Origin of the sequence: Corynebacterium sp. c8Ua_99, assembly GCF_039907185.1 — a bacterium.
Lineage (GTDB): Bacteria > Actinomycetota > Actinomycetes > Mycobacteriales > Mycobacteriaceae > Corynebacterium > Corynebacterium jeikeium_D.
Window position 1 is genome coordinate 61,617 of record NZ_JASBOG010000012.1, and the last position, 26,180, is coordinate 87,796.

Here is a 26,180-nt window from a genome sequence, read left to right on the forward strand (position 1 = left end):
GTTTAGTCGTCCTTACCGCGGAAGAACGAACGAGCTCGTTCCTTGGTAACGGCGGCAACCGCAGTCAGCGGGATACCGGCCGGGCAGACGTCAGCACATTCACCATAGAGGGAGCACGGACCGAAGGTGCCTTCGACCTCGTCAACCATCTTGCGGGCACGCTTGCCACGCTCTTCCTTACCCAGCGGGACCAGGGAGAGGTGAACCAGCTTTGCGCCGGTGAACAGATGTGCAGCACCGTTCGGGCAAGCTGCGACACAAGCACCACAGCCGATGCAGGCTGCGTGGTCAAGTGCGAACTCAGCGGTCTCGTGGTTCAGGTGCAGAGTATCTGCATCCGGAGCGGTACCAGCGTTGATGGAGACGTAGCCACCCTGCTCGAGGACACGGTCCAGAGCGGAGCGGTCAACGACCATGTCCTTGATGACCGGGTATGCGGCGGAGCGCATCGGCTCGATCTTCAGGGTGTCACCATCGCTGAACTGGTGCAGACGCTGCTGACAGGTCGGGGTGTTCTGGCCCGGGCCGTGCGGACGACCGTTGACGTTCAGACCACAGGTACCACAGATACCCTCACGGCAGTCAGATGCGAACGCGAACGGCTCCTTGCCGGACTCGACGTACTTGGAGTTGACGTGGTCAAGCAGCTCCAGGATCGACATCTCTGCGACGGCGTCGTCAACGTCAACGGATTCAAAGTGTCCCTCGACGTTCGGACCTGCTTGGCGCCAGATTTCAAGGTGCAGTTTCATTACTTGTAGTTCCTTGTCATGAGCGGGACGGCTTCGAAGGTGAGCGGCTCGGCGTGGCGAATGAATTCGTGACCGGACAGATCCCATGCAGGACCATTGTTGCCTCGCTCCCATGCGGAAACGAAGCACCAGTTAGCGTCATCGCGCTCTGCCTCGCCATCTTCGGAGATGTGGTCATCGCGGTAGTGAGCACCGCAGGACTCATCGCGGTCGAGGGCGTCGACACACATGAGCTCACCGAGGTCGATGTAGTCAGCAACACGGTTAGCGTACTCGAGCTGCTGGTTCATCTCATTCGGCTCACCCGGGATAAACAGGTCAGACCAGAATGCCTTACGCAGTTCGCGGATCTCCTCGATACCGCGAGCCAGGTCTTCCTTGTTACGGGCCACACCACAGTCGCGGTAGAGAATCTCACCGAGCTGGCGGTGGAAGTACTCAGCACCGTGCTTACCCTGGATGCTCATCAGCTTGTCCAGGCGAGCCTGAGCGCGGTCCAGTGCTTCCTTGGCCTCCGGGGCATCCTCATCCAGGCGGTCGGTACCGAGCAGCGGGCCAAGGTAGTTCGGAATGGTGAACGGCAGGGTGAACCAACCGTCGACCGAACCGGACAGCAGGGAGTTTGCACCCAGGCGGTTTGCACCGTGGTAGGTCCAGGATGCCTCGCCACCGGTGAACAGACCCGGGATGGAGGTCATCTGGTTGAAGTCAGACCACAGACCACCCATGGTGAAGTGGCAGGTCGGAGCAATGCGCATCGGAACCTTGTACGGGTCCTCACCGATTGCCTCTTCGTACATCTGAATCAGGTTCGAGTAGCGTTCCTTGATGACCGGCTGGCCCAGGCGCTCAATTGCGTCACGCAGATCCAGGTAGACGGAGTTCTTCAGCGGACCAACACCGTAGCCGGCGTTAATCTGCTGAGAGTTGGCACGGGAAGCGACGTCACGCGGGACGAGGTTACCGAATGCCGGGTAGCGACGCTCCAGGAAGTAGTCGCGCTCGTCCTCCGGGATGTCGTTGGCCGGGCGCTCGTCGCCCTTCTTCTTCGGGGTCCAAATACGTGCGTCGTTACGCAGCGACTCGGACATCAGAATGGTCTTCGACTGCCAGTGCGCGTTGACCGGAAGACCGGTCGGGTGGAACTGGATGAAGGACGGGGATGCGAAGTAAGCACCCTGGTCGTATGCACGCATGATGGCCGAAGCGTTGGAGTTCTTGGCCAGCGTGGACATGTGGTAGACGTTGCCGTAACCGCCGGTAGCCAGAATAACTGCGTGAGCAGTGTGAACGGTCAGCTCACCATTGATGAGGTTACGCATGATGGCACCCTGGCAACGGCCGTCGGCGACGATGATGTCAACCAGCTCGTTGTGGGTGAAGATCTCGACGTTGCCGAGACCAATCTGACGCTGCAGAGCCGAGGTAGTCGACAGCTGCAGCTGCTGACCCGTCTGACCACGGGTGTAGTACGTACGGGAGACCTGCACACCACCGAAAGAACGGGTTGCCAGGGTACCGCCGTACTCGCGAGCGAACGGAGCACCAATTGCATTCAGGTGGTCGATGACGCGGACGGACTCGACAGCCAGACGCCAGCAGTCGTTCTCGCGGCAGCGGTAGTCGCCGCCCTTAACGGTGTCCTTGACGTGGCGGTAAGCGCCGTCGTTGTCGACCTTCTTACCGCGAGCGGAGTTGACACCACCCTGTGCAGCAATGGAGTGCGCACGGCGCGGAGCGTCGTGGTAGGTGAAAACCTGCACGTCGTAGCCGAGCTCACCGAGGGCAGCAGCGGCAGCGCCGCCAGCCAGGCCGGTACCGACGACCATGACGCGGAACTTACGACGGTTCAGCGGCGAAACCAGGTTGGCGTGATCCTTCTGGTACTGCCAGTGGTCCTTCATGGAGACCTTGTCACCCGGGGAGTTATCGGACAGAACCTTGCCGATCTTGACCCCGTCGACAGCGCTTTCCGGCGCGCGGAAGTCCGCAGCGACGGTTGCTTCAGTGTTAGTCATAGTAAATTTCCTCCTCGACCTACGAGACCAGACCGGTCAGGACGGCGACTGGGATGAAGATGTTGCCGACAACAACCAGCAGCGGCAGCAGGCCGGACAGGAACAGCAGAACCTTGCGCCAGCGCTTACCGGTGATACCGAGGTCGGAAGTAGCGGTCCACAGACCGTGGGACAGGTGCAGCAGCAGAGCGAGCTGCGCAATGATGTACCAAACAACAACACCCGGACGCGAGAAGGACGCAACCACGTTCTGGTATGCCTCACCGTGCTCGAAAGAAGACGGAGCAACGCCAGCACCGATGGTCAGGTCCAGCAGGTGGAAGATGATGAAGGCCAGCAGCACAATGCCGGTGATCACCATCGAACGTGCAGTAAAGGTGTTCCAGCTGGACACCATGCCCTGACGGCGGAACTTGCCGCGGGACTGCTTTGCACGTGCAGCCAGGGTGAGGCCACCGAAAATGTGCAGGACAATAGCTACCAGCAGGACAATGCGGAAAATCCACAGAATGCCCTCGTTCGGAACTGCCGGAGCACCGACAGTGCGCAGGAAGGTCGCGTATGCGTTGAAGTCTTCCTCGCCAGCGAAAATCTTCAGGTTACCCAGCATGTGGACAATAACGAAGAGGCCAAACAGCACGCCAGTGACGGCCATGGTCAGCTTCAGAGCCCATGAGGGGTATTTAGGCTGCTCGCGCAGCGGTTCTACATTAATTTTGCCGTGCGCGATTGCGTCACGGTTTGAACTTTTAACAGTCATGGCACCTCCAGTGTCATATTCACTCTAAAGTCACACAGCGCCTGGTAAACATTTTTCCCCCTTTTGGGTGGGGATTTTCACAGGTTACCTAGGTCTTTTCTCCGCCTTTTCTCAGGTTATCGCATTTTAGCCACTTCTGATGTCGTCGCTGTATAAATCCTCTTCCCCACCATAAAAACGCCCCTACCCCGACTTTTGCCGATTTTTTACCTGCCCAAACCAGCTAATAACGCAACATAAATAGCACGAAAATAAAAAACCGCCCACTTTTCTCAGGTGGACGGTTTTAATACTCAATAATTATGTTGCGAAATTCTTTATTTTTACCCCTGCCGAATTCCCCAAAGAACCCAAACAGCCACCCCCAACAGGCAATCCCCCCCCCATTGGCACCGTGTACAGCCGAAGCCGTCCGACTAATCCTCGCTCTGATCCGAGTTCGCCATCACCACGGTCAACGGCTCCGGACCAACGATCACCTCATGGCCCGCGACCATAATCGGTCCAACCTGGTGGTCGCCCTCCTCCAGGACGACTTCCACCGTGCGGCCACGCACCGTCACCCGGATACGACAACCATGAATAGTGACTCGGTACGTCAGACCACTCCAGTCTTCCGGCAGACGCGGATCGATACTGTAGCGGCCATCGTGGTCGCGGAAACCACCGAAGCCATAGACCAGGGACTGCCACACTCCACCGGCAGATGCGACGTGGACACCATCGGCAGCGTTGCCATGCAAGTTCGCCAGGTCCACATAGAGTCCGCGGAGGAAAAAGTCCATTGCCTGCTCCTGCAAGCCCAACTCGGCCGCAACAATGGACTGCACAACGGCGGACAGCGAGGAATCACCAGTGGTGAGCGGATCGTAATACATGTAGTCTGCGCGCTTTTGTTCCGTCGTAAAGCGATTGCCCATGAGGAACAGTGCGAGGACGACGTCCGCCTGCTTAATGACTTGGTGACGGTAAATCGTCAGCGGGTGGTAATGCAGCAGCAACGGGCGCAGGGGTCCGACCTCGGGATCGTCGAGATTCCAGCGCTTACGCAGTAGGAACTGGTCATCCTGAGGGTGAATGCCGAGCTTCTCATCGAACGGGATGTACATCGCCTCAGCAGCCTGCTCCCATTCTTCAACCTCTCGCTCGGTGAGGTCGAAGCGGTTGGTCAGTTCGCGATAGGCAGCAGGGCGATCACGCTTCATCTGCTTGACGACGTCCGCAGCAACCCGCAGGTTATACTGCGCCATCACGTTGGTGTACAGGTTGTTGTTCACCACCGTGTTGTACTCATCTGGACCGGTGACGCTGTGAATCTGGAACTCTCGCTGTTCGGCATCGAAGAATCCCAGCGACATCCAAAACCTGGCCGTGCCGAGCAGCAGATCCGTGCCCTCCTTGAGCAGGAACTCCTCATCGCCGGAGGCATAGACGTACTTCATCATCGCGTACACGATGTCCGCATCGATGTGGTACTGCGCCGTGCCGGCCTCAAAGTAGGCCGAGGACTCCTGACCATTGATAGTGCGCCACGGGAAGAGGGCACCGTCGTGCGCCAGTTCGTCGGCACGCGCCCACGCGGCTTCGAGCATGTCCCAGCGGAAACGCATGGCATTGCGCGAGAATTGCGGCGACGTATAGGTAAGGAATGGGGTCACGTAGATTTCCGTGTCCCAGAAGTAGTGGCCGCCGTAGCCGGTGCCGGTCATGCCCTTGGCCGGGACGCCTTGGAATTCGGCGCGGGCGGCGGCCTGGATAATCTGCCAAATGTTCCAGCGCACTGCCTGCTGAATCTCCGGCTGATTGTAAATGACCACGTCAGAGCGCTCCCAGAAGCGTTCGAGCCACTCCTCCTGGTTCTCCATCAGCCCCAGCATGCCGATGCGACCGACGCGGTTCAGGGTGCGCTCACAGCGGAATGCCAGCTCTTCGGCACGCACCTTGCGGGAGGAGTGGTACGCGACCAGCTTCTCCAGGCGTATGACAGTGCCGACTGGCGCATCCAGGTTGAACAGGGAGCTGGCCACATCCGGCTCGGTCGACTGCGAAATCTCTACGAACGGCTCCGTGCCGTCGGGAGTGCGGACAGTAAAGGTGTGGTCCATGGAGGTAGCCACGGTCATACCGGAGTTCGCGCAGCGGTAGCCCAGCGTCGAGCGCTGCCCGTGCGCCGATTCCGACTGAAATGCCGGAATGAGAACGCGGTCTTCCAGCGCCTCGGCGCGACGGGGATCCAGTTCAGTGCCCTGCGCCTTGGCGGCATCGTGGTATTCGTCCTCGCCGTCCTGGCGGTTGAGGATCTGCGAGTTAATCATCACCGCAGCATCCGCATCCAGCAGCTCGACTTCCAGACTCATCGCGGCGACATGCTTTTCCTGGAAAGACACCATGCGCTCAGAGGTGACGCGAACGCGCTTGCCACCCGGGGTGCGCCAAATGAACCGACGACGCAGCACGCCCTCGCGGAAATCCAGGCTACGTTCGTAGTCGCTGACCTCAGCATTGCCGAGACGCAGGGGCTCATCGTCAATGTAGAGACGCATTGCCTTGGCGTCCGGAGCATTGGCAATCGTCTGCCCCTGACGGGCTAGGCCGTAGGCGTCCTCGGCGTGCCTAATCGGCCAGGTCTCATGCAGACCGTTGATATAAGTGCCGTGCTCACTGGAGTCACGGCCCTCCGGCGGGTTGCCACGCATGCCGATGTACCCGTTCGACAGCGCAAACAGTGTCTCGCCCAAACCGAGCGGGAGGCCGTTCGGCTTCGTCTCAATCAGACGCCACTCATCGACCGGAGTGATGTCTCGGTCCATGAGTCCCTCGGCATTTACAAGGTGGTGGTGCTTATCCGCACGATCCGCCGGGAAGTTACGACGCTGCTTACGACGAACTGGGGACACCGTCTCCTCCTGTTTTTCAGCCTCGGCGGTCTCCGCGTCGTGACCCTGCCCCTGCGGAATCACACGCTCGGTCTCGTCGACTGCTGCCGTGGTCGAATCGTTGGCCATGATGCCTTCCGGTTTTGTCTCAGCCATTTGTCACGAGCCAGCCTAGACGAGTGCCGCCAAGTCACTGACCACAACGTCGGCGCCCGCTCGGCGCAGTGCTCCTGCGCCAGCACCGCGGTCAACACCAATGACCAGACCAAATGCGCCGGCTGCACCCGCTTGCACACCACTGATGGCATCCTCGACCACCACAGCATCGCGCGGCGCCACCCCCAGATTCTTCGCCGCGTACACGAAAGTATCGGCGGCTGGCTTACCCGGCAGGTTGTTCTCATGCGCCACCACGCCGTCAACAATCTCCACGAACCGCTCACGCAGCCCAGCGGCCGTCAGCACCGGCACCGCGTTCTTCGACGAGCTAACCACCGCCAACTGCGGTTTTTCGCTTGCCGACGAGTCCCCCGCGCCCTGTAACTCGTCGAGCAGCGCAACCGACCCCGGGTAGGCCTCAATTCCCCTCTCGACTCGCGCCAAGAAGTCATCATTTTTGCGCTTCCCGAGCCCGACAATCGTCTCGTCTTTCGCTGTGTCCTCATCGCTACCGTGCGGCAGCGAAATGCCGCGAGATTCCAGGATTGCTGCGATGCCCTCATCGCGGCGGCGGCCATCGAGGTAGGTGAAGTAGTCCTCCTCTGTGTAGGCCGAGACACCCTTGTGCTCGAAGTAGTCACTAAACATGTCCGCCCACGCCTGCTCGTGCACATCGGCGGTAGGGGTAATCACTCCGTCGAGGTCAAAGAGGATTGCGCCCGCGCTATGGAGGAATTCTTTGGCCTTAGCGAGGTTGGTAGCACTGTCGGTCGTGGAATTAGTCATGGGGGGGGTCGCAGCTCCTTGGACGTTGCAGACTGCATATTCTCAATTAACTTCCCAATCAACGCTAGCAACGTTGCCCCTGCCCCGCTTGCGAACCCGGGTATCTCGAATCTGAGAATCATGGTGCGCTTCCCCCAAAAACAAAACTGCCGGCGCGCATGCGGAATTGGCATCAGAGGTTAGCCAATACCACCTACACACCGGCAGTATGGATATCTATTTTGTTATTTCAGGCTCGGCAGCCGCAGCCCGACCAAGAATTAATCCTGGTCGATGCCCTCGCGCTTCTTGAACTCCAGGCGACGGCGGTGCAGGATCGGCTCGGTGTAACCGGACGGCTGGTTCACACCATCGAGGATGAGCTCCTTGGCAGCCTGGAAACCAATGGACTTGTCGAAGTCCGGAGCCATCGGCAGGTATGCCTCATCGCCCTCGTTCTGGCGGTCAACGACCTCGGCCATGCGCTGAAGCGAATCGATGATCTGCTCCTCGGTGACAACACCGTGCAGCAGCCAGTTAGCCAGAGTCTGGGAGGAAATACGCAGGGTAGCGCGGTCCTCCATCAGGTCAACATCGTTGATGTCCGGCACCTTGGAGCAGCCAACACCCTGCTCAACCCAGCGGATAACGTAGCCCAGGATGGACTGGCAGTTGTTGTCCAGCTCGTTGGCCTTGTCCTCATCGGACCAGTCAGCGCCCGGCTCGCCAGCCTTAGCTGCCGCTACCGGGATGGTGAGCAGGTCACCGAAGGTGTCACGGCGACCGTCGGTAAGCAGCTTGTCCTGAACGCCGAAGACGTCAACCTCGTGGTAGTGCGTAGCGTGCAGCACACCACCGGTCGGGGACGGAACCCACGCGGTGGAAGCACCCTGCTTCGGCTGACCGATCTTCTGCTCCAGCAGCTCGGCCATCTGCTCGGTCATGGCCCACATGCCCTTACCAATCTGAGCCTTGCCCTGCAGGCCGTGTGCCAGACCGGAGTCGACGTTGTTGTCCTCGTAAGCCAGCATCCACGGAGCGGTCTTCTGAACAGCCTTGCGGAACATCGGACCAGCCTGGATGGAGGTGTGGATCTCATCACCAGTGCGGTCCATGAAGCCGGTGTTAATGAAGACGACACGCTCGGAAACAGCCTTGATGGCGGCGTCCAGGTTGACGGAGGTACGACGCTCCTCGTCCATCAGGCCGACCTTCAGGGTGTTGTGCGGAAGACCCAGCAGCTTCTCAACGTCTGCGAACAGCTCGTTGGTGAATGCAGCCTCATCCGGGCCGTGCTGCTTCGGCTTCACGATGTAGATCGAACCGGTACGGGAGTTCTTACGTGCGTTGTCCTGATCCAGGCCCGGGATTGCACACACAGCGGTGACGACGGCATCCATGATGCCCTCGAAAATCTCCTCGCCGTCGCGGTCGAGGATGGCCGGGTTCTGCATCAGGTGGCCGACGTTACGGACCAGGTTCAGGGAACGACCGTGCAGGGTGACCTCGGAACCGTCAAGAGCGGTGTAGGTGCGGTCGTCGTTGATGGTACGGGACAGCTTCTTGCCGCCACGGGTGAACTCGACTGCGAGGTCACCGACGTTCAGGCCCAACCAGTTGGTGTAACCCAGGGTCTTGTCTGCAGCGTCAACTGCGGCGACAGAGTCCTCGAGATCCATGATGTTGGTGACAGCGGCTTCCAGGATGATGTCCTTGACGCCAGCCTTGTCGGTCTTGCCAACCGGGGACTCCGGGTCAATCAGCAGCTGGATATGCAGACCGTTGTGCTTGAAGTAAATGGACTCCGGCGCGTCCTTGTCACCGGTGTAGCCGACCAGAGTCTCCGGCTCGCGCAGACCGGAGGTAGCGCCGCCTTCCAGGGTTGCCTGCAGGTGACCGTCGACGATGTCGTAAGAGGTGACGTCCGCGTGGGAACCGTCGACCAGCGGCAGAGCCTTGTCCAGGAAGTTACGACCCCATGCGATAACGCGGTCACCGCGGACCTTGTTGTAGCCCGGGGTGTCCTTCTCCGCACCGCCATCTTCAGGAATAGCGTTGGTGCCGTACAGCGCGTCGTAAAGCGAGCCCCAGCGTGCGTTCGCAGCGTTGATGGCGAAACGGGCGTTGAGGACCGGCACAACCAGCTGCGGGCCAGCGGTGGAAGTGATCTCGGTGTCGACGTTAGCGGTGGTGACCTGGAAGTCACCCGGGTTGTCAACGAGGTAGCCAATTTCCTTCAGGAATGCGACGTACTCATCCTGATTCTGCTCGCCCGGGTGTTCCTTGTACCAAGCGTCGAGCTTTTCCTGCAGCTCATCGCGCTTGGCCAGCAGCTCGCGGTTGCGCGGAGTGTACTTAGCGACAATGTCACCGAAGCCGTTCCAGAACGCGTCCTTGTCCTCTATGCCGGCGGCGGGGAGTGCGGTGTCATTAACGAAGTCGTAAAGAACCTTCGCGACCTGCATTCCACCTGCCGAAATACGCTGTGCCATTGCTCTCCTCAAAACTATTGATTGCAATTTGCCCATCCAGTCACGGCCACGTCAGCGGCTCACACTGGATGCGTTGTTCCCCTACTGTATGTGATTCGGCGCACTTATGAACCGTCTTTTTCCATAACCGCCAACCGCCAGCCCGGTATAACGCCGCTCACATTTGCCATTTCATTCGCTTTACGACGAGCACCCCGCGAACAGACCCCACCCCCTCCCCGATGACCATTCGGGCATTTAATCCTGACGCCACAACCAGCCCTCCCCCACCCACATTGACCGCAGTATCCCCGGCACTCTTTCCTCCAGCCACGGAACACCACATGCAATGGGAAAGTGTCGCGCCTCACAGACATTTACTATTGCGACCTGCGTATGAACGGCCAGCAACCAATCGCGTCGCTACAGCCTCCACCTTCAAACCAGACCATAAAAGCGAGATGACAACCGAGCCCCTGACCACTATCCAGGGATGCTCCGGCGGGGTATTGACGGTGTAACGACAGTGTATTTAGAAGCCCGTTTCTACTTTTACGGCCATAATTTCGGGGGTAGCGAAACACCCCCTAAACCCCAAACACCGTTAACGGCCAGCTTTGATAATTACCAAAATATAAATCACCCCAAAGCGGGGGGAACATTATTAGCGAGCCAGCCATAGGGAATTAACAGTACAAATGTACCGGCCGGTCACAGGCGAAAATTGTTAAAGCCAAGCTACACATCACAATGTTTGCAATCTTCACAAGTGTTATCCGTATTACATACTTGAATTCACATCGGAAGCTGCTTGACGAACGTAGCGCTATGCCCCAAAATGTGAGGCATGGCACGCGGAAGCGGACATTGTTTTTGTTCGCGTGTTTGTGTGCAGGGGTACAGCACTTTGCTAGCGCCCCCTGCATTCACGTGACACCGCGGTCACTATCGGGTCAGCCTGTAGATCGGTTCTGTCGGAATTGTTCTTAAGTCAGCACCCGGAGTTCAAAAAGCAAGCAAAAGGAAGTGACTCCGTTTATGTCTAACGTTGGTAAGGCACGTACCGCCGCCGAAATCCAGAAGGATTGGGACGAGAACCCGCGCTGGGAAGGTATCACCCGCGACTACACCGCTGAGCAGGTTGCTGAGCTCCAGGGCTCCGTCGTCGAGGAGAACACCCTCGCTCGCCGCGGCGCTGAGATCCTGTGGGAAGGCGTCAACGTTAAGGACGACTCCTACATCAACGCTCTGGGCGCACTGACCGGTAACATGGCCGTTCAGCAGGCTCGCGCTGGCCTGAAGGCTGTCTACCTCTCCGGTTGGCAGGTTGCTGGTGACGCTAACCTCTCCGGCCACACCTACCCGGACCAGTCCCTGTACCCGGCCAACTCCGTGCCGAACGTCGTTCGCCGCATCAACAACGCTCTGCTCCGCGCAGACGAGATCGCTCGTATCGAGGGCGACGACTCCGTCGACAACTGGCTACTGCCGATCGTCGCTGACGGTGAGGCTGGCTTCGGTGGCGCTCTGAACGTCTACGAGCTGCAGAAGGCTATGATCAACGCTGGTGCCGCTGGTACCCACTGGGAGGACCAGCTCGCTTCTGAGAAGAAGTGTGGCCACCTGGGCGGCAAGGTCCTGATCCCGACCCAGCAGCACATCCGCACCCTGACCTCTGCTCGCCTGGCTGCTGACGTCTCCAACACCCCGACCGTCATCATCGCCCGCACCGACGCTGAGGCCGCTACCCTCATCACCTCCGATGTTGATGAGCGCGACCAGAAGTTCATCACCGGCGACCGCACCTCCGAGGGCTTCTACCACGTCCAGAACGGCCTGGAGCCGTGCATTGAGCGTGCAAAGTCCTACGCTCCGTACGCTGACATGATCTGGATGGAGACCGGTACTCCGGACCTCGAGCTGGCTAAGAAGTTCGCTGAGGGCGTCAAGGCTGAGTACCCGGACCAGCTCCTGGCTTACAACTGCTCCCCGTCCTTCAACTGGTCCGCTCACCTCGAGAAGGACGAGATCGCCAAGTTCCAGAACGAGCTGGGCAAGATGGGCTTCAAGTTCCAGTTCATCACCCTGGCTGGCTTCCACGCTCTGAACTACGGCATGTTCGACCTGGCTTACGGCTACGCTCGCGAGCAGATGTCCGCATTCGTCGACCTGCAGAACCGCGAGTTCGAGGCTGCCGAGAAGCGCGGCTTCACCGCTGTCAAGCACCAGCGCGAGGTTGGCGCTGGCTACTTCGACCGCATCGCCACCACCGTCGACCCGAACTCCTCCACCACCGCCCTGAAGGGCTCCACCGAGGAGGGTCAGTTCTAAGTCACTCGGCTTAGGGCTTAGGTCAAGGACCTAACTTCAACACCCAGCGAGGGTTGCACTTGCAGCCCTCGCTGGGTGTTTTTGTGTGTTTATCGACATGTCGACTCCGGGCCGTCGTGAAGCGTGCCTGAGAACCTCAGCACCTACACACGCAAGCAAAGGTTGCAACGGTTTTCTACACAAGTTCAGCAAAGCCCGCGATATGCTGGGCAGTATGTCGAAAACCTATGTCGGATCCCGTCTCCGCCAGCTGCGCCGCGAGCGCGACCTCAGCCAGGCCGCGCTCGCGCAGGCGTTGGGCCTCTCGGCTAGTTACGTCAACCAGATTGAGCACGACGTCCGCCCACTAACCGTTCCTGTTCTGCTCCGCATCACGGACACATTCGGCGTTGACGCGACTTTCTTCTCCCGCGATGACGACTCCCGCCTCCTCGCTGAGGTTCAGGACGTGGTGATGGACAAGGAGATCGCTAAGTCCCCCATGGACCTGCAGGAGATCTCGGAAATGGTTCGCGACCATCCCGACATCGCCCGCATCATGGTGGACATTCACCGCCGCTACCGCAACGTCACGGACAAACTCTCTCTGGCCACCGAGGAGCGCAACTTCGGCAACAGCACCGACACCGCCTCCGGTTCACAGGCGCTGACCATGCCTCATGAGGAGGTCCGCGACTACTTCTACGCTCGCCAGAACTACATCGCTTCGGTCGACACCGCCGCTGAGGAGCTGGCCCGCGAGCTGCGCATCACCGACGAGACCACCGATGTGGTCTCTGTGCTGGCCGACAGGCTGTCCAACGACCATGGGATTCGGATTGCGCTGGAATCGTCGTTAGGCGATGTGCAGCACAGCCTTGATCGGCGGACGAAGACGCTCTACCTCGCGCGGCACCTCTCGCCGGGGCAGCGGGCCTTCCGCATGGCCACGGAGCTGGGGTTTTTGGAGCAGGGCGAGACCATTTCCGAGGCTGTCGCGTCCGGGCATTTCATGTCGGAGGAGTCGCGGAAGCTGGCGCAGCGCGGAGTCGCGACGTATTACGCGGCGGCGCTGATTCTGCCGTATGAGTCGTTCCATGCGATGGCGGAGTCGAAACGCTACGACATCGAGCTGTTGTCGCGCACTTACGGCGTGGGCTACGAGACCATCTGCCACCGACTGTCCACGATGCAACGCCCCAGCTTGCGCGGTATCCCGTGGACATTCGTGCGCGTCGACCGCGCGGGCAACATGTCCAAACGTCAATCCGCCACGGGCTTCCACTTCACGCATTCGGGCGGTACCTGCCCGTTGTGGAACGTCTACGAGACTTTCTCCTACCCCGGCAAAGTCATGCGGCAGGTCGCGCTCATGCCGGATGGTCGGCCGTACATGTGGATCTCGCGGACCGTGGAGCATCACGCGGCACGTTTCGGCAAGCCAGGTAAGGTTTTTGCCATCGGTTTGGGCTGCGAGGCCCGTCACGCTGAGCGCACCGTGTACGCCGATGGTCTCGATCTCGCGGACCTCGACGCCGCCACTCCAATCGGTGCCGGCTGCAGGGTCTGCTCCCGCGAGGCCTGTCCGCAGCGCGCGTTCCCGCCGATTCATCGCGATATCGACATCAACATGCACCGCTCCACCGTCTCGCCGTACTAGTTCGCTTCACGACGGGCGCAGGGCTGGCCTGTTTGCGGGGGCTTGGTTCGCGGGGGAAGACCCAAAAAGGAAGACCCCAAAAAGAAAGTGCTTAAGTTTATGACACTTTCGCACCGATTTTCACGGTCAAACTGTCATAAACTTAAGCACTAACTCGTATTTGCCTGAACCGGAACCAGCCCAGTGAGAGCCAGGACCAGCGAAAACTGGCCCCAGGCCAAAGCCACAACCTCTTACAGGTTGATCATCTTGCCCATAACGCCCTCAGCTGCTTCCTTCATAGCCTCGGACATGGTCGGGTGAATGTGGACGGCGCGGCCGATTTCCTCAGTGGTCAGCTCGTACTTCTCAGCCAGAACCAGCTGCGGCATGAGCTCGGAAACGTTGGCACCCACCATATGGCCACCCAGCAGCTCGCCGTATTCGGCATCTGCAATGAGCTTCACGAAACCAGCCGGCTCCGCCAGACCCTGGGCCTTACCGTTTGCAGAGAACGGGAAGGTGGAGACCTTAATCTCGCGGCCGTTCTCCTCTGCCCACTTCTTGGCCTGCGCCTCGGTCTTACCGAAGGAACCAACCTGCGGGTTACAGAAGGTTGCGCGCGGCATCATGTTGTAGTCCGGGATGGTCTCGGTCTCGTGTCCCGCCATGTGCTCAGCTGCGATAACGCCCTGTGCCTCAGCGACGTGTGCCAGCTGCAGCTTCATGGTGACGTCACCGATGGCGTAGATGTTGTCGACGTTGGTGCGCATGTACTCGTCGATGACAATCTCGCCGCGCTCGCCCAGCTCAACACCGGCCTTGTCCAGGCCGATGCCCTCGGTGCGCGGTGCGAAGCCGATGGAGACCATAACGCGGTCGACGGTCAGAGTCTGCTCGTCGCCGCCATCCTTGGCCTCGACCTTGACCTCAACCGAGTCACCATTGTCCACGATGGAGGTGGTCTTGTGCCCGGTCATGAGCTTGACGCCCAGCTTCTTGTATTCCTTGGCAATAACCTTGGAGACGTCTGCGTCCTCGTTCGGCAGAACGTTGTCCATGAACTCGACGATGGTGACGTCCACGCCGTAGTTAGCCAAGACGTATGCGAACTCCATACCGATGGCGCCAGCGCCGACGATAACCATGGAGTCCGGCAGCTCGTCGGAGAGAATCTGCTCTTCGTAGGAAACGATGTTGCCGCCGACCTCAACGCCCGGCAGAGAACGGACGACAGAGCCGGTTGCAATAATCGCCTTGTCGAAGGTAATTTCCTTGCCCTTGTCATCGCCATCAGTGATGGCCATGGAGGTCGGGCCAGTGAATTCACCGAAACCGTTGATTTCGGTGATCTTGTTTTTCTTCATCAGGAAATGAACACCCTTGACGATGCCCGCGGACACCTTGCGCGAACGCGCGTGTGCGGCACCGAAGTCAAAGGAGACATCGCCGGAGATACCGAAGGTCTTAGCCTCATGGTTGAAAATGTGCGCCACCTCGGCGTTCTTCAACAGAGACTTGGATGGAATACAGCCAACGTTGAGGCAGACACCGCCCCAGTATTGCTTCTCCACCACAGCAGTCTTCAGGCCCAGCTGGGATGCACGGATTGCTGCGACGTATCCGCCAGGACCGCCGCCGAGTACTACAAGATCAAAATGTTCAGCCACGTGCACAAGTCTACGCACGACTTGTCTTTACTTCACGCGCGAGTCCCGGTTTTACCTACTGCGGTCGGCTACGGTGGTGGGCATGGGCACCGACACGGACACCGACTTGGGCAACAATCTCTCCTTCCTCTCCACTGACCTTGTCCCCGATTGGCTGGACGATATCGACGGCTCCCAGGCGCTGGCGTGGGCCCGCGCGCAGTCGGAGGCCACCGTCGCAGGCGTCGATTCGCTTGCCGACGACACCAGCGACCGCACCAACCTGGAACAACGCATCCTGGCTGCGCTCAACACCGATGCCCGGATCGCATACCCGGTGCGGCGCGGCGAGTACCTCTATAACTTCTGGCGGGATGCCGAGCATCCGCGGGGCCTGTGGCGGCGGACGTCGTTGCAGAGCTATCTGGCTGGCCAGGAAGATCCGCAGGCGACCGAGTGGGAAACTCTCATCGACCTCGATGCGCTGGCGAAAGCCGAGGGAGAAAACTGGGTCTGGAAGGGCACGGTGTGCCGCTATCCGGAGTATGACCGCGCGTTGATTCTGCTCTCTCGCGGCGGCGCCGATGCCACTGTGGTGCGGGAGTTTGACCTCGTCAACTGCACTTTTGTCGAGGATGAGTCGTTCTACCTCCCGGAGGCGAAGTCCGATGTCTGTTGGTTGGGTCGTGACGAAATTCTCGTTGGCAGTGACTTTGGTCCGGGGTCACTGACGGATTCGGGCTACCCGCGGCAGGTGCGTCGGTGGCGGCGCGGCATGCCGTCGTCAAGCGCGGATGTGATTTTCTCAGGCCACAGTGATGATGTGGCCGTGGGCGGCTGGTTCGACGCGACGGAGGGTTTCGAGCGGCTGTTTGTCGAGCGTGCGCATGATTTTTATAATTCGCAGCGGTTCGTGGCAGCGGAGCGTCCGGGCAAGTTGGCGGCGCAGCAGAATGGGGACTTTTCCCTGCAGATCCTGGAGGTGCCGCAGGACTGTCGCACGAGTGTCCATCGGCAGTGGTTGGTGCTGATGCCCCGCACGGAGTTCAATGGCATTCCGGCTGGTGGCGTGGCCGTTGTGGAGCTCGATAAGTGGCTGGCGGGCTCGCGTGAGGTGGAGGTGATTTTCACCCCTGATGCGCACACCTCGTTCCAGCAGCTGGCGTGGACGAAGAACTTCCTGGTGTTGACGCTGTTGGAGGATGTCGCGACGAAGTTGGTCGTGTTGCGGGAGGGCTCGTGGGAGCCGGTGGAGGCTTTCGGCGAGTTACCTGCGCAAGCCACTGTGAGCGTGATTGATACAGCCTCTGAACGCGACGATGAGATCTGGTTGGTTTCGACGTCGGCAACGCAGCCGGCAACCCTCTGGTACGGGCAGGTCGGCAGCCCGCTCACGGAAGTGCGGCGTGCTCCGGCGCTCTTCGACAGTGAGGGGATGGAGACGCGGCAGCACTGGGCGACTTCGGCCGATGGCACGCGGATTCCGTATCGCATCACCGGTCGCTTCGGCGCGGGGGCTGGTGCAAGTGCTGACGCAGGCGCTAGTGCAGAGACAACCACAGCCACACCCGCTCCGAACCCAGCCCCTACCCTCGTGCACGCCTACGGCGGTTTCGAGGTCTCACTGGTCCCGCAGTACTCGGCGATTCGTGGCCTGACCTGGCTCGAGCGGGGCGGGTACTTCGTGGAGGCCAACCTGCGTGGCGGTGGCGAATTCGGCCCGACCTGGCACTCCTCGGTGGTCAAGACTGAGCGGATGAGGGTCTATGAGGATCATCAGGCCGTGCTGCGCGACCTGGTTGAACGCGGCTACTGCACGCGCGAGCAGCTGGGCGTGCGCGGTGGTTCCAACGGCGGGCTGCTGACCGCTGTCTGCCTAACCTCCTACCCGGAGTTGGTGGGCGCAGTGGTGTCCCAGGTGCCACTGGCGGACATGATGCGCTATCACAAGCTGTCCGCGGGAGCCTCCTGGATGGCCGAATATGGAAACCCGGACGACCCCACCGAGCGGGCTGCGATTGCGCAGTATTCGCCGGTCCAGCGCGTCGTCAAGCGAGAGCAGCGCGCCTACCCACCAGCGTTGATTACGACGTCTACCAGGGACGACCGCGTCCACCCAGCGCATGCGCGGAGCCTGGCGTGGCTGCTGGAGGAAGCGGGACAGCCGGTGGACTATCACGAAAACACAGAGGGCGGGCACGCGGGCGCGGCGGATAATTCGCAGGTCGCGTTCGTCGAGGCACTCATATCTACGTGGCTGTGGAACAAGCTCAAGTAAGGTAACAGCCGTGAGTAGCGCTGATTTCACTAATCCTTATACCGGTATTGCGTTCAACCTGGGTTTCCGGGTGAACAAATACGAGCTGGACCTCGATTATCGGGTCGGGCCGAATCGTCTGAAGGCGACGGCGACTCTGCATATCGAAATCAATGCTTGGACCTCACACATCACGCTCGACTTTGCGGATGCGCTGGGGGTCGATTCGGTGGATGCGATTTCCGATTCGCAGGCACACTCAATCGATGTAAAGCGCTGGCGCCATTCGGGACGCAAGCTGCGCGTCACCTTTGACCGCGAGTTGGCTCCCGACGAGACGCTGCGGCTGATTGTGACTTACTCGGGCACGCCACGTCCGGTGCGCTCGAAGTGGGGCGAAATTGGCTGGGAGGAACTCGAAAACGGTGCACTCGTGGCATCGCAGCCGGTGGGCGCGGCGTCGTGGTACCCCTGCGATGACGATCCCGAGGTCAAGGCATTTTACGAGTTCACGATGGTCACCGACGCTCCCTACGAGGTCGTCGCACCAGGGCTTGCCGACGCTCCGGTGAACGTGGGCGGATCGCGCCGCCGCTGGCGGTTTGTCACCGAGGAGCCCATGGCCTCCTACTTGGCCACCATCAATGTCGGCCAGTTTAAGAAGGTCGAGCTGCCGTGCCAGACCTCGACCGTAGTGGCCTGGGTGCCCTCTGAGTTGGTGGCAAATGCCCGCCACGACTTCCGCGACCAGGGACGCATGCTCGATGAATTCGCCAAGCTCTTTGGCCCTTACCCCTTCCGTGCCTACCAGGTGGTCATTTGTGAAGACGACCTGGAGATCCCCATCGAGGCACAGGGTCTGTCCATCTTCGGAGCCAACCACGCCGACGGCAAGGACACGTGGAATCGACTGATTGCCCACGAGTTGTCGCACCAGTGGTTCGGCAACAGTGTCGGCATTTCGCAGTGGCGCGATATCTGGCTCAACGAGGGTTTTGCCTGCTATTCCGAGTGGGTGTGGTCCGAGGTCAGCGGCGGTGCCAGCGCGGATGTGCACGCCCGCAAGCACTACCTGGACCTGCTTGAAGATGATCAGGACATCGTCATCGCCAACCCAGGGCCCAAGCTGATGTTCGACGACCGTCTGTACAAGCGCGGCGCGCTGACTGTGCACGCTCTGCGTCTGCTGCTGGGCGACGAGGTGTTCTTCGACCTGGTGCACAAGTGGACCACCACCAACCGCCACAGTGTGGTCGATGCAGTGGACTTCCGCGCACTGGCCAACCGTGTATGCCGCGAGCGTGGCATCACCACCTCGCACCTGGATGTCATCTTTGACTCCTGGCTGTCACGCAGCTCCTTGCCGGACTTCCCCACTGATCCGACGCGCTCCCCTGCTGACCAGGGCATCGACGATAATGGTGCTCCAATCGTGGATGAGGAACTGGCCGCTCAGTTTGAAAAGCTCGGCTACTCGAAGGCCAAGGACTAGAGAGCTAGAGGCACGTCAATGTCCGGTTTCAAATGGTTGTCGCTGGCCACGATTGTCGCGGCGATAGGCAGCTTCGCGGTGCTGATTATCTCGGCCCGCGCACTTCCCAATGCGGTAAACCTGCAGTTCGTGGCGTTCTGGGGGCTTTTCTTCGCGCTCACGGGTGTTCTCGGCGGGCTGATGCAGGAGACCACGCGCGCAATCGGTGCTGCGGAATCGCGGGAGCGGGATCGAGAGCAGGGGCAGAGCCAGGAGCAGGAAGCCTCGGAAGCGGGTCAAACTCTCGGCGCTCGTCCCATCACGGTTTCGCTGGGCGTCGCCGCAGTTACTTTCATCACCATGGCAGTGACGGGTCCGCTGTGGGCCCCACTGGTCGTGCAGGATGATGCCGGCACTGCAATTCTGCTCATGGCCTCTGGCCTTGCTCTGTACTCGATGCAGGCCACCACCTCGGGTCTGCTCAGCGGCCGCCAGCTGTGGGGCCCCTACGCCGCCCTAATCATGATCGACATTCTCGTGCGCGTAGCACTGGCACTCGTCGCCTGGTACTTCGGCTGGGGTCTGCTGGCCTGGCTGATTATTACGGTGTTCGGGACAGTCAGTTGGCTTATTCTCGCGCTGTTTTCCTCGGCAACCCGCTCGGTCATGTTCGCGCGTGCCGACGTCCCGGTGCGCCGCTTCATCACTCTCATGGTCACGGCCATGGGCGCATCTGGCGCATCTGCTGTGCTGGTCACAGGTTTTCCGACAATCGTCAAGATTGCCGGCGAAGCGGTCACCACTGGCGCCGGGATAGCCGAGTCACTTACCCCGCCGCATGCCAACAACTTCACCGCAGCAGTGACCATTGCGGGAATCGCCTACGCCGTAACGCTGACCCGCGCTCCGCTGCTCATGCCCTTGGAGAAGTTCCAAAACGCCATCATTGTGAGCTTTGTCCGGCATCGCTCCGAGGGCGTGCTGGCAGCGCTGGCCAAGCCGTTGGGGGCGCTGGCTGCTTTCGGCACCTTCGGGGCGGGCCTGGCATGGCTCATCGGCCCGTGGATCATGACTCTCATCCTGGACGATAGCTATCACGTGTCCGGGCCGGTGCTCGCGGCGCTGACGCTCGGTGCGACGTTGACCGCCATGTTGATGATTACCGGCTCGGTCACCTTGGCAGTGGAGAAGCACCATATGTATCTGATTGGTTGGTTGGCTGCGACCACGATCGCCGTTGCCATTCTTTTCCTCCCTGGGCACCTGTCGGTACGCACGGTCGCGGCTATCGCCGTAGGCTCTGCAGTAGGTGTTGCCATTCACCTGCTTGCGCTGCGCACACTTTCCCCACGTGCTGCCAGGTCAGCCGTATCGGAGGCTTTTGCGGTGGAATAACACCACCCGCATCCGATGCCGTCCCAAAAAGCACCGTCCATATCTCCCTGCAACTCCCAAGGTTCGAGACTCACATGTCCACCATCACTAACCTCACGGTTCTCATGACCGTCTACCACCGCGTCGTCCCCGACCAGCTCGATACTGCGCTGCAGTCGCTGTGGAACCAGACGCGTCCGGCCGCGCACGTCATTGTGGTCATCGATGGCCCGATTGGGCAGGAACTCGACCGGGTCGTCGTCAAGCATGAACAGGCGCATTCGGAGATGACAGTGCTGCGGTGTGCGGAAAATGGTGGCTCGGGAGTGGCTTCGCAGGCGGGTCTTCGGCTGGTGGAAACACCATGGGTGGCGCGGCTGGATGCGGACGATATTGCGCGTGCGGACCGATTTGAAAAGCAGTGGGACGCGCTGACCGCTGACCCGGAGTTGGATGTATTGGGCAGTGCAATGGCGGAGTTCGAGGGCACGCCGAACAATGTGGTGCGCGTGCGGACTCTGCCGCAGACGCACGCCGAGATTGCGCGTTATATCAAGATCAATTCGCCTGTAAATAACCCCTCCTCGATGCTGCGCACGGCGAAGGTGCGTGAGGTCGGCGGATATCGCGACATCCGTCTGATGGAGGACTATGACCTCTGGGTGCGCCTCATGGCCGCCGGCGCGAAGTTTAAGAATCTGCCCGAGCCGCTGGTGTACTTCCGCGCCGACGGCATGTTCGAGCGACGAACCTCGCGCGGCATCATCCGCGGTGAACGCCAGCTCCAGCGCACGCTGGTAGCTGAGGGACTGATTTCCCGGCCGCGGGCGGTATTTAACTTGGCGGTGCGGACACTTTTCCGACTTTTGCCAACTCAGCTCATGTCACGCGCATATCGACGATTGTTTGTGCGGTAGGCTTCGGAGCGATGACTGACAACATGGATTTCTCGGACACCTGGCTGATTGTGCCGTGCTACAACGAGGGCCAGGTTATTCGTGAGGTTCTCGAGCACGCTCGCGAGACCTTCCCCAACATTGTCGCGGTCAACGACGGCTCTTCGGATAACTCCAGCCTGGAGATCCACAGGGCCGGCGCTCACCTGGTCAACCACCCTGTCAATTTGGGTCAAGGTGCCGCTATCCAGACCGGCGTGGAATACGCTCGCGCGCAGGCTGGATCGAAGTACTTTGTCACCTTCGACGCCGATGGCCAGCACCAGGTCAAGGACGTCGTCGCTATGGTGCAGCGACTGCGCACCGAACCAATCGACATCATTGTGGGAACCCGTTTCGGCCGCCCTCGCGCCGAGGATGACCAGGTGCCGCTGATTAAGCGAATTGTCCTCAAGACGGTGGTCATGTTGTCACCACGCACGCGCCGGCTCGGGCTTACCGACGCCCACAACGGCCTACGCGCCTTCAACCGCACGGTGGCAGAGCAACTGAACCTGCGCATGAACGGCATGAGCCATGCCTCCGAATTTGTCGAGGTCATGGACAGCAGAGGTTGGCGTACCGCTGAGCAGCCGGTGGATATCCTCTACACGGAATACTCCATGTCCAAAGGGCAATCCTTGTTCAACGGTGTCAATATCCTTGCCGACTCCCTGATTTCGAAGAGGCTGCCATGACCGCATCCATCGTTCAAATTATTTTGCTGCTGGCGATGGTGGGCCTGGTGGCTTACTTCGTCGCTAACCGTCGTAAAGCGCGCGCCAAGGCGGGCGTGAAACTGGGATTCGTCGTTTTCGTCATCGCGTGCCTGTGGGCAATCGTGCGTCCCGACGATCTGACCGTGGTGGCCAACTGGATTGGTGTGACCCGGGGCACCGATTTGCTGCTCTACGTACTGGTGTTGGCGTTCGTGTTTACCACGGTGTCGTCCTACATTCGCTTCCGCGAACAGGAGCTACGCTACGCGCGACTGGCTCGTGCAGTGGCCTTGAAGACCGCTGTGCGTCCGGAAGAAGAAATTGTGATTTCGGGCAGCCAGAACAGCAGCCAAAAAGACAGCGCGACGAACGCCGAGAACAACGCTCCGTCCGACTAATCGGCACGCTAAGCGCATGTGAATCTGAGGCTGTGGTTCCATAGAAGCCATGAGCGAAGAAAATAAGGACAACATCGCCGCTGACAACAGCAGCGATTCGCAGCAGCCCTCGGCAGACGCAGCGCCGCAGGGGACACAGCAGGAACCCCAGCAGGCTTCTCAGCCGGTACCCACTGAACAGGACTTGGAGTCCTGGTCTGCCGACAGTGATGGAAAAACCAAGTCGTGGTACTCGATTCCGAACGCCGCATGGGCGCTAGCTGTCGTCGCATTGATCGTTGTCGGCGCAGCGGGCTTCTTCGCTGGCTCGCGTTCGGCTAGCTTCAACGGCGTGAGCACCGTCAACATGGCGGGCGTTGCACCAGGCAAGGGGGAAATTGCGCCTGTACCTGGCCCGAATGGCTCTTTCGACGCCAGCATCTACGGCCCAAAGGCGGGAGCGCAGCTGAAGTCCCCGGAGGATATGGACAATGTCCACCGCCGCAATGAAAATGATCCTTTTGCTCTCGGTGCAGTGGATGCGCCGGTCGTAATCTCAATCTACTCGGACTTCGAATGCCCGTTCTGCGCGAAGTTCGCAAACGAAACCGAGTCTGCCCTCGTGGAAAAGTACGTCAATGAGGGACTGGTCCGCCTGGAGTGGAACGATATGGCCATCAATGGTGAGAAGGCCATCAAGGACGCTGAGGCCGGCCGTGCCGCGGCAGCTCAGGGCAAGTTCTGGGAGTTCTCCCGTGCGCTGTTTAAGAAGGCCGGCGAAAAGGGCCAGGGCCACCCGGAGTTCACTGAAAAGGAACTGATTGCCGTCGCTCGTGAGGCCGGTGTGCCGGACATGAAGCGCTTTGAAAAGGAGCTTAAGGACGGCAAGTGGACCGAGGCGGTCGAGAATGCCACCCAGTTCGGTTCCATGCTGGGCATTTCCGGTACTCCGGGCTTCCTCGTTGGTACTCAGTTCGTCTCGGGCGCACAGCCTCTCGACGTGTTCGAGGACAATATCGAGCTGGCTCTCATCCACGCCAAGCGCGCGGAGGAAGCTGGCAAGTAACCTGGCTGACTCACGGCTAACCTACGCGGACGACTGCGCGAAGCCGCCCGCGTAAGCTGCGCTAGCCCTGATTCCGGAAGTACTCCACAGTACGAGCAACACCTTCCTGAATACTCATAGCTGGCTCCCAGCCGAGTACCTCACGCGCCCGCGTGGGATCCAACGCCGACCGCGCCACATCACCAGTGCGCGGCGGTGCAAACTCCGGGTTATCCTCGGCATCCGCAGCCTGCGCCACCAACGAGTGCAGCTGACGATCCGAAGTTTCGACACCGGTGCCAATGTTAAAGCGCATTCCGCCACCGACTTCGCCGGATGCGCGGTAGAAAGCATCCACCACATCGTCGACATACACATAGTCGCGGGTATTTCCGCCGTCGCCGAACACCTTGGTCGCCTCTCCCGCCAGCAGACGCTGGGCGAAAATAGCCACCACACCGGCCTCGCCGTGCGGATCCTGCCGCGGGCCGTACACATTCGCCGGCGCGATGTGCGAGCATTCGAGCCCATAAAGATTGCGGAACATATTCAAGTACAGTTCGCCCGTCGCCTTTGAAGCGGCATAGGGGCTCATCGGATTGACCGGCACGTTCTCCGACACCGGAAGCTCCTCCGGCGTGCCGTAGATGGAACCGCCCGAAGATGTAAACACAACCTTGCGGACACCGTGCTTTCGGGCCGCATCGGCAAGTTTGATTGTGCCAATGATGTTCAGCGTCGCATCCCGCACCGGGTCGGCCACGGAAATCCGCACATCAATCTGCGCTGCGAGGTGGAAAATAACCTCCGGACGGTTTTGCTCGAGCAGCTCGTCCCAGTCCACCTCCAGCACATCGGCGGTTATGAACTCAAAGTCGTCGTTAAGCGATGCCTGCTGGAGGTTTTCCAGCTTTCCGTGGGAGAGATCGTCCAGCGCCGTGACTGCGTACCCTTCAGCCAGCAGCCGGTCAACCAGCGTCGAACCGATAAATCCCGCACCACCCGTCACCAGCGCACGCGGTTTCGCGCTTGCCGACGATTCTGTCATCGCGGTGGCCGGTGATTCGTTCTTGTGCTTCTCCATAGGAAGAACTATAGGCGCTTAGTAAGGAAAGCCGCTTATACGTGTGCCAACCTCACATTGACGGGGTTGATTAGTCTTCCAGGGAATGCGAGATTACTCAGCGCGCTGTGGCAGGTTGACGGTGGAATTGAAGAAAATAACCAAGCCCATCAGGATGGCGATGACCATACCGCCACCGAGCATGACCGGGTAGGTCATCCAGGAGATGGACTCGGAGAGCTTGGTCAGAATTGCTGGGAATGCGAAGCCGATGTAAGTCAGGCAGTAGAAGATACCGGTCAGCCCGGCCATGTCGCGCGGGCCGGCGATGCGCTGTACTTCGTTGAGGCCGGTAAACATGGCCAGGCCGTAGCCGGTGCCCAGCACCAGCGCTGCAATAAACGCCGTCACTGCGGTGGGGTTGGTGGACATCCATGCGGCCATTCCCATGCCGATAACCACAATGCCCATTGCGATCAGCGAGCCGCGGGCGTTGTGCTCGGTTACAAAGCGTGGACCAATCTGCTGAATGCCAAAACCACAGAGCAGCGCAAACAGTGTGACCATCGCGGAGTAGAACACTGGCTGGGAGACGTGGTCCTGAAGCAGAGAAGGAATGATTGCATAGGCAACACCGGCTGCACCGAAGACCCACGGCGCTCCCATCGCGGCGACGAGCAGGAAGCGACGGTTAGTTACCGAAGGGGTGTGTAGAGACTCCCAGACGCTTTCGTGCGGAGCGTTGCTGCCGCCCAGGTGCGGCGACTGGCGGGTCTCCGGCACAGCCACAAGACCGAAGATCGTTGGGATGGAAATCAGGATGTGGATGATATAAGCCAACTGCCCCGGCAGCGGTGCGAACTGCGCCAACGTGCCGGCAATACCCGCACCCAGGCCAAAGCCCAAGGTCAACGCCATGGACTGACGCTTCGCGCCCGAGGTGGAAGTGGCCTTGGGGTCAAAGCGTGGATCGGAAAGCTCCTTTACCCACGAGCCGCCCACGGCCATGACAATGCCGACTGCCAAGCCCGAGATAAAACGACCAGTGAGGATGAGCGGGGCGATGGTCTCGCCCAGCGCGATGAGAGTCGAGCCCAGAATCGAGAGCACCGGCGCGGCGAGCATCACCGGCTTACGGCCGATACGGTCCGAGATTGGGCCAGAAATCAGCAGTGCCGGCGCGATGCCGAGAGCGTAGACCAGCAATAGAAGGTCAATGAACACCGGCGCCAGGTCAGCGTTTTCGCGGTACATCACCATCAGCGGTGTGAATTCATTGCCACCCCACGCGACGGCGAAAACTGCAATTGCGGCGAGCAGCCACAACGGCGTGCCTTTATTGGATTTGGCCCTGCCGTGAGGTACCTCATTTTCATTGCCGTTAGTTCCTGCGTGAGAAGACATGTCGTTTACTTTACGACGGTCCCCAGCGCCTTACGCACAATGGTGCAGATTTAAGCCACCGGAGCTAACCACAAGAGGTGTGCCGAGATAGTTGAGCAGGCGGGGCGGGGCAACTGAGTCGGTTAGTGCTGTGGCG

18 protein-coding genes are annotated in these 26,180 nt (G+C 60.1%); 9 read left to right on the plus strand and 9 right to left on the minus strand.

Annotated features, from left to right (window positions below; all coding sequences use genetic code 11):
• Positions 1-2: 2 nt before the first annotated feature.
• The 6 genes from QKE19_RS08100 to QKE19_RS08125 all read right to left on the minus strand — a co-directional run bounded on the left by QKE19_RS08100 (position 3) and on the right by QKE19_RS08125 (position 9,822).
• Positions 3-752, minus strand: a complete 750-nt coding sequence (locus tag QKE19_RS08100; protein WP_016421966.1) for a succinate dehydrogenase/fumarate reductase iron-sulfur subunit — start codon at positions 750-752, stop codon at positions 3-5.
• On the minus strand, positions 752-2,770 hold the full coding sequence (locus tag QKE19_RS08105) for a fumarate reductase/succinate dehydrogenase flavoprotein subunit (protein WP_150963539.1): 2,019 nt from the start codon (positions 2,768-2,770) through the stop codon (positions 752-754). Before QKE19_RS08105 ends, QKE19_RS08100 begins: the two co-directional genes overlap by 1 nt.
• Before the next feature lie 19 nt (positions 2,771-2,789).
• On the minus strand, positions 2,790-3,530 hold the full coding sequence (locus QKE19_RS08110; protein ID WP_049189509.1) for a succinate dehydrogenase cytochrome b subunit: 741 nt from the start codon (positions 3,528-3,530) through the stop codon (positions 2,790-2,792).
• Positions 3,531-3,946: 416 nt separating this feature from the next.
• Positions 3,947-6,562 carry a glycosyl hydrolase family 65 protein gene (locus QKE19_RS08115; RefSeq protein WP_049172380.1) on the minus strand — a complete coding sequence of 872 codons (2,616 nt, stop codon included), beginning with the start codon at positions 6,560-6,562 and terminating at the stop codon, positions 3,947-3,949.
• A gap of 15 nt (positions 6,563-6,577) precedes the next feature.
• Positions 6,578-7,351 (minus strand): HAD-IA family hydrolase, encoded by a 774-nt coding sequence (locus tag QKE19_RS08120; protein ID WP_347890766.1) that lies wholly within the window; start codon positions 7,349-7,351, stop codon positions 6,578-6,580.
• 260 nt (positions 7,352-7,611) lie between these two features.
• Positions 7,612-9,822, minus strand: a complete 2,211-nt coding sequence (locus QKE19_RS08125) for a malate synthase G (protein ID WP_070643025.1) — start codon at positions 9,820-9,822, stop codon at positions 7,612-7,614.
• A 1,017-nt stretch (positions 9,823-10,839) separates the two neighbouring features.
• Here QKE19_RS08125 and aceA point away from each other — a divergent pair.
• Positions 10,840-12,132 carry an isocitrate lyase gene (gene aceA / locus QKE19_RS08130; RefSeq protein WP_016421960.1) on the plus strand — a complete coding sequence of 431 codons (1,293 nt, stop codon included), beginning with the start codon at positions 10,840-10,842 and terminating at the stop codon, positions 12,130-12,132.
• A gap of 214 nt (positions 12,133-12,346) precedes the next feature.
• Complete coding sequence (gene ramB / locus QKE19_RS08135; RefSeq protein WP_038629316.1) at positions 12,347-13,771, plus strand: acetate metabolism transcriptional regulator RamB; 1,425 nt, start codon at positions 12,347-12,349, stop codon at positions 13,769-13,771.
• Between the two features lie 233 nt (positions 13,772-14,004).
• On the opposite strand, the gene lpdA is transcribed toward ramB, so the two are convergent.
• Positions 14,005-15,420, minus strand: a complete 1,416-nt coding sequence (lpdA, locus tag QKE19_RS08140) for a dihydrolipoyl dehydrogenase (RefSeq protein ID WP_049189521.1) — start codon at positions 15,418-15,420, stop codon at positions 14,005-14,007.
• A gap of 82 nt (positions 15,421-15,502) precedes the next feature.
• On the opposite strand from lpdA, the gene QKE19_RS08145 reads away from it, so the two are divergent.
• The 7 genes from QKE19_RS08145 to QKE19_RS08175 all read left to right on the plus strand — a co-directional run bounded on the left by QKE19_RS08145 (position 15,503) and on the right by QKE19_RS08175 (position 23,598).
• Positions 15,503-17,677, plus strand: a complete 2,175-nt coding sequence (locus QKE19_RS08145) for a prolyl oligopeptidase family serine peptidase (RefSeq protein WP_347890767.1) — start codon at positions 15,503-15,505, stop codon at positions 17,675-17,677.
• A gap of 10 nt (positions 17,678-17,687) precedes the next feature.
• A complete protein-coding gene (locus tag QKE19_RS08150) occupies positions 17,688-19,148 on the plus strand; it encodes a M1 family metallopeptidase (RefSeq protein WP_016421956.1) in 1,461 nt (486 codons plus the stop codon).
• Positions 19,149-19,166: 18 nt separating this feature from the next.
• Positions 19,167-20,522 (plus strand): hypothetical protein, encoded by a 1,356-nt coding sequence (locus QKE19_RS08155; RefSeq protein WP_347890768.1) that lies wholly within the window; start codon positions 19,167-19,169, stop codon positions 20,520-20,522.
• 74 nt (positions 20,523-20,596) lie between these two features.
• Positions 20,597-21,418: a glycosyltransferase gene (locus QKE19_RS08160; protein ID WP_070604922.1), complete on the plus strand. Its 822-nt coding sequence runs from the start codon at positions 20,597-20,599 to the stop codon at positions 21,416-21,418.
• A 23-nt stretch (positions 21,419-21,441) separates the two neighbouring features.
• Positions 21,442-22,134, plus strand: coding sequence for a glycosyltransferase family 2 protein (locus QKE19_RS08165; protein ID WP_038629309.1), 693 nt, complete (start codon positions 21,442-21,444; stop codon positions 22,132-22,134).
• Positions 22,131-22,553 (plus strand): DUF2304 domain-containing protein, encoded by a 423-nt coding sequence (locus tag QKE19_RS08170; protein WP_049172389.1) that lies wholly within the window; start codon positions 22,131-22,133, stop codon positions 22,551-22,553. The genes QKE19_RS08165 and QKE19_RS08170 overlap by 4 nt, the downstream gene beginning before the upstream one ends.
• 49 nt (positions 22,554-22,602) lie before the next feature.
• The gene (locus tag QKE19_RS08175) at positions 22,603-23,598 is read left to right on the plus strand and encodes a thioredoxin domain-containing protein (RefSeq protein ID WP_049172390.1); all 996 of its coding nucleotides are present in this window, start codon (positions 22,603-22,605) and stop codon (positions 23,596-23,598) included.
• Positions 23,599-23,659: 61 nt separating this feature from the next.
• Here QKE19_RS08175 and QKE19_RS08180 read toward each other — a convergent pair whose 3' ends face one another.
• Both QKE19_RS08180 and QKE19_RS08185 read right to left on the minus strand, forming a co-directional pair.
• Positions 23,660-24,625: a GDP-mannose 4,6-dehydratase gene (locus QKE19_RS08180; RefSeq protein ID WP_070595114.1), complete on the minus strand. Its 966-nt coding sequence runs from the start codon at positions 24,623-24,625 to the stop codon at positions 23,660-23,662.
• A gap of 129 nt (positions 24,626-24,754) precedes the next feature.
• Positions 24,755-26,044 carry an MFS transporter gene (locus tag QKE19_RS08185; RefSeq protein ID WP_048732299.1) on the minus strand — a complete coding sequence of 430 codons (1,290 nt, stop codon included), beginning with the start codon at positions 26,042-26,044 and terminating at the stop codon, positions 24,755-24,757.
• Between the last annotated feature and the right edge of the window lie 136 nt (positions 26,045-26,180).

Bases quoted from the DNA above. Each gene is read 5' to 3' on its own strand.
- QKE19_RS08110 (WP_049189509.1), bottom strand. From the start codon at position 3,530: ATGACTGTTAAAAGTTCAAACCGTGACGCAATCGCGCACGGCAAAATT.
- QKE19_RS08180 (WP_070595114.1), bottom strand. From the start codon at position 24,625: ATGACAGAATCGTCGGCAAGCGCGAAACCGCGTGCGCTGGTGACGGGT.
- QKE19_RS08165 (WP_038629309.1), top strand. From the start codon at position 21,442: ATGGATTTCTCGGACACCTGGCTGATTGTGCCGTGCTACAACGAGGGC.
- QKE19_RS08115 (WP_049172380.1), bottom strand. From the start codon at position 6,562: ATGGCTGAGACAAAACCGGAAGGCATCATGGCCAACGATTCGACCACG.
- QKE19_RS08100 (WP_016421966.1), bottom strand. From the start codon at position 752: ATGAAACTGCACCTTGAAATCTGGCGCCAAGCAGGTCCGAACGTCGAG.
- QKE19_RS08155 (WP_347890768.1), top strand. From the start codon at position 19,167: ATGTCCGGTTTCAAATGGTTGTCGCTGGCCACGATTGTCGCGGCGATA.
- QKE19_RS08175 (WP_049172390.1), top strand. From the start codon at position 22,603: ATGAGCGAAGAAAATAAGGACAACATCGCCGCTGACAACAGCAGCGAT.
- QKE19_RS08170 (WP_049172389.1), top strand. From the start codon at position 22,131: ATGACCGCATCCATCGTTCAAATTATTTTGCTGCTGGCGATGGTGGGC.
- QKE19_RS08125 (WP_070643025.1), bottom strand. From the start codon at position 9,822: ATGGCACAGCGTATTTCGGCAGGTGGAATGCAGGTCGCGAAGGTTCTT.
- QKE19_RS08120 (WP_347890766.1), bottom strand. From the start codon at position 7,351: ATGACTAATTCCACGACCGACAGTGCTACCAACCTCGCTAAGGCCAAA.
- aceA (WP_016421960.1), top strand. From the start codon at position 10,840: ATGTCTAACGTTGGTAAGGCACGTACCGCCGCCGAAATCCAGAAGGAT.
- ramB (WP_038629316.1), top strand. From the start codon at position 12,347: ATGTCGAAAACCTATGTCGGATCCCGTCTCCGCCAGCTGCGCCGCGAG.
- QKE19_RS08145 (WP_347890767.1), top strand. From the start codon at position 15,503: ATGGGCACCGACACGGACACCGACTTGGGCAACAATCTCTCCTTCCTC.
- QKE19_RS08105 (WP_150963539.1), bottom strand. From the start codon at position 2,770: ATGACTAACACTGAAGCAACCGTCGCTGCGGACTTCCGCGCGCCGGAA.
- QKE19_RS08160 (WP_070604922.1), top strand. From the start codon at position 20,597: ATGTCCACCATCACTAACCTCACGGTTCTCATGACCGTCTACCACCGC.
- QKE19_RS08185 (WP_048732299.1), bottom strand. From the start codon at position 26,044: ATGTCTTCTCACGCAGGAACTAACGGCAATGAAAATGAGGTACCTCAC.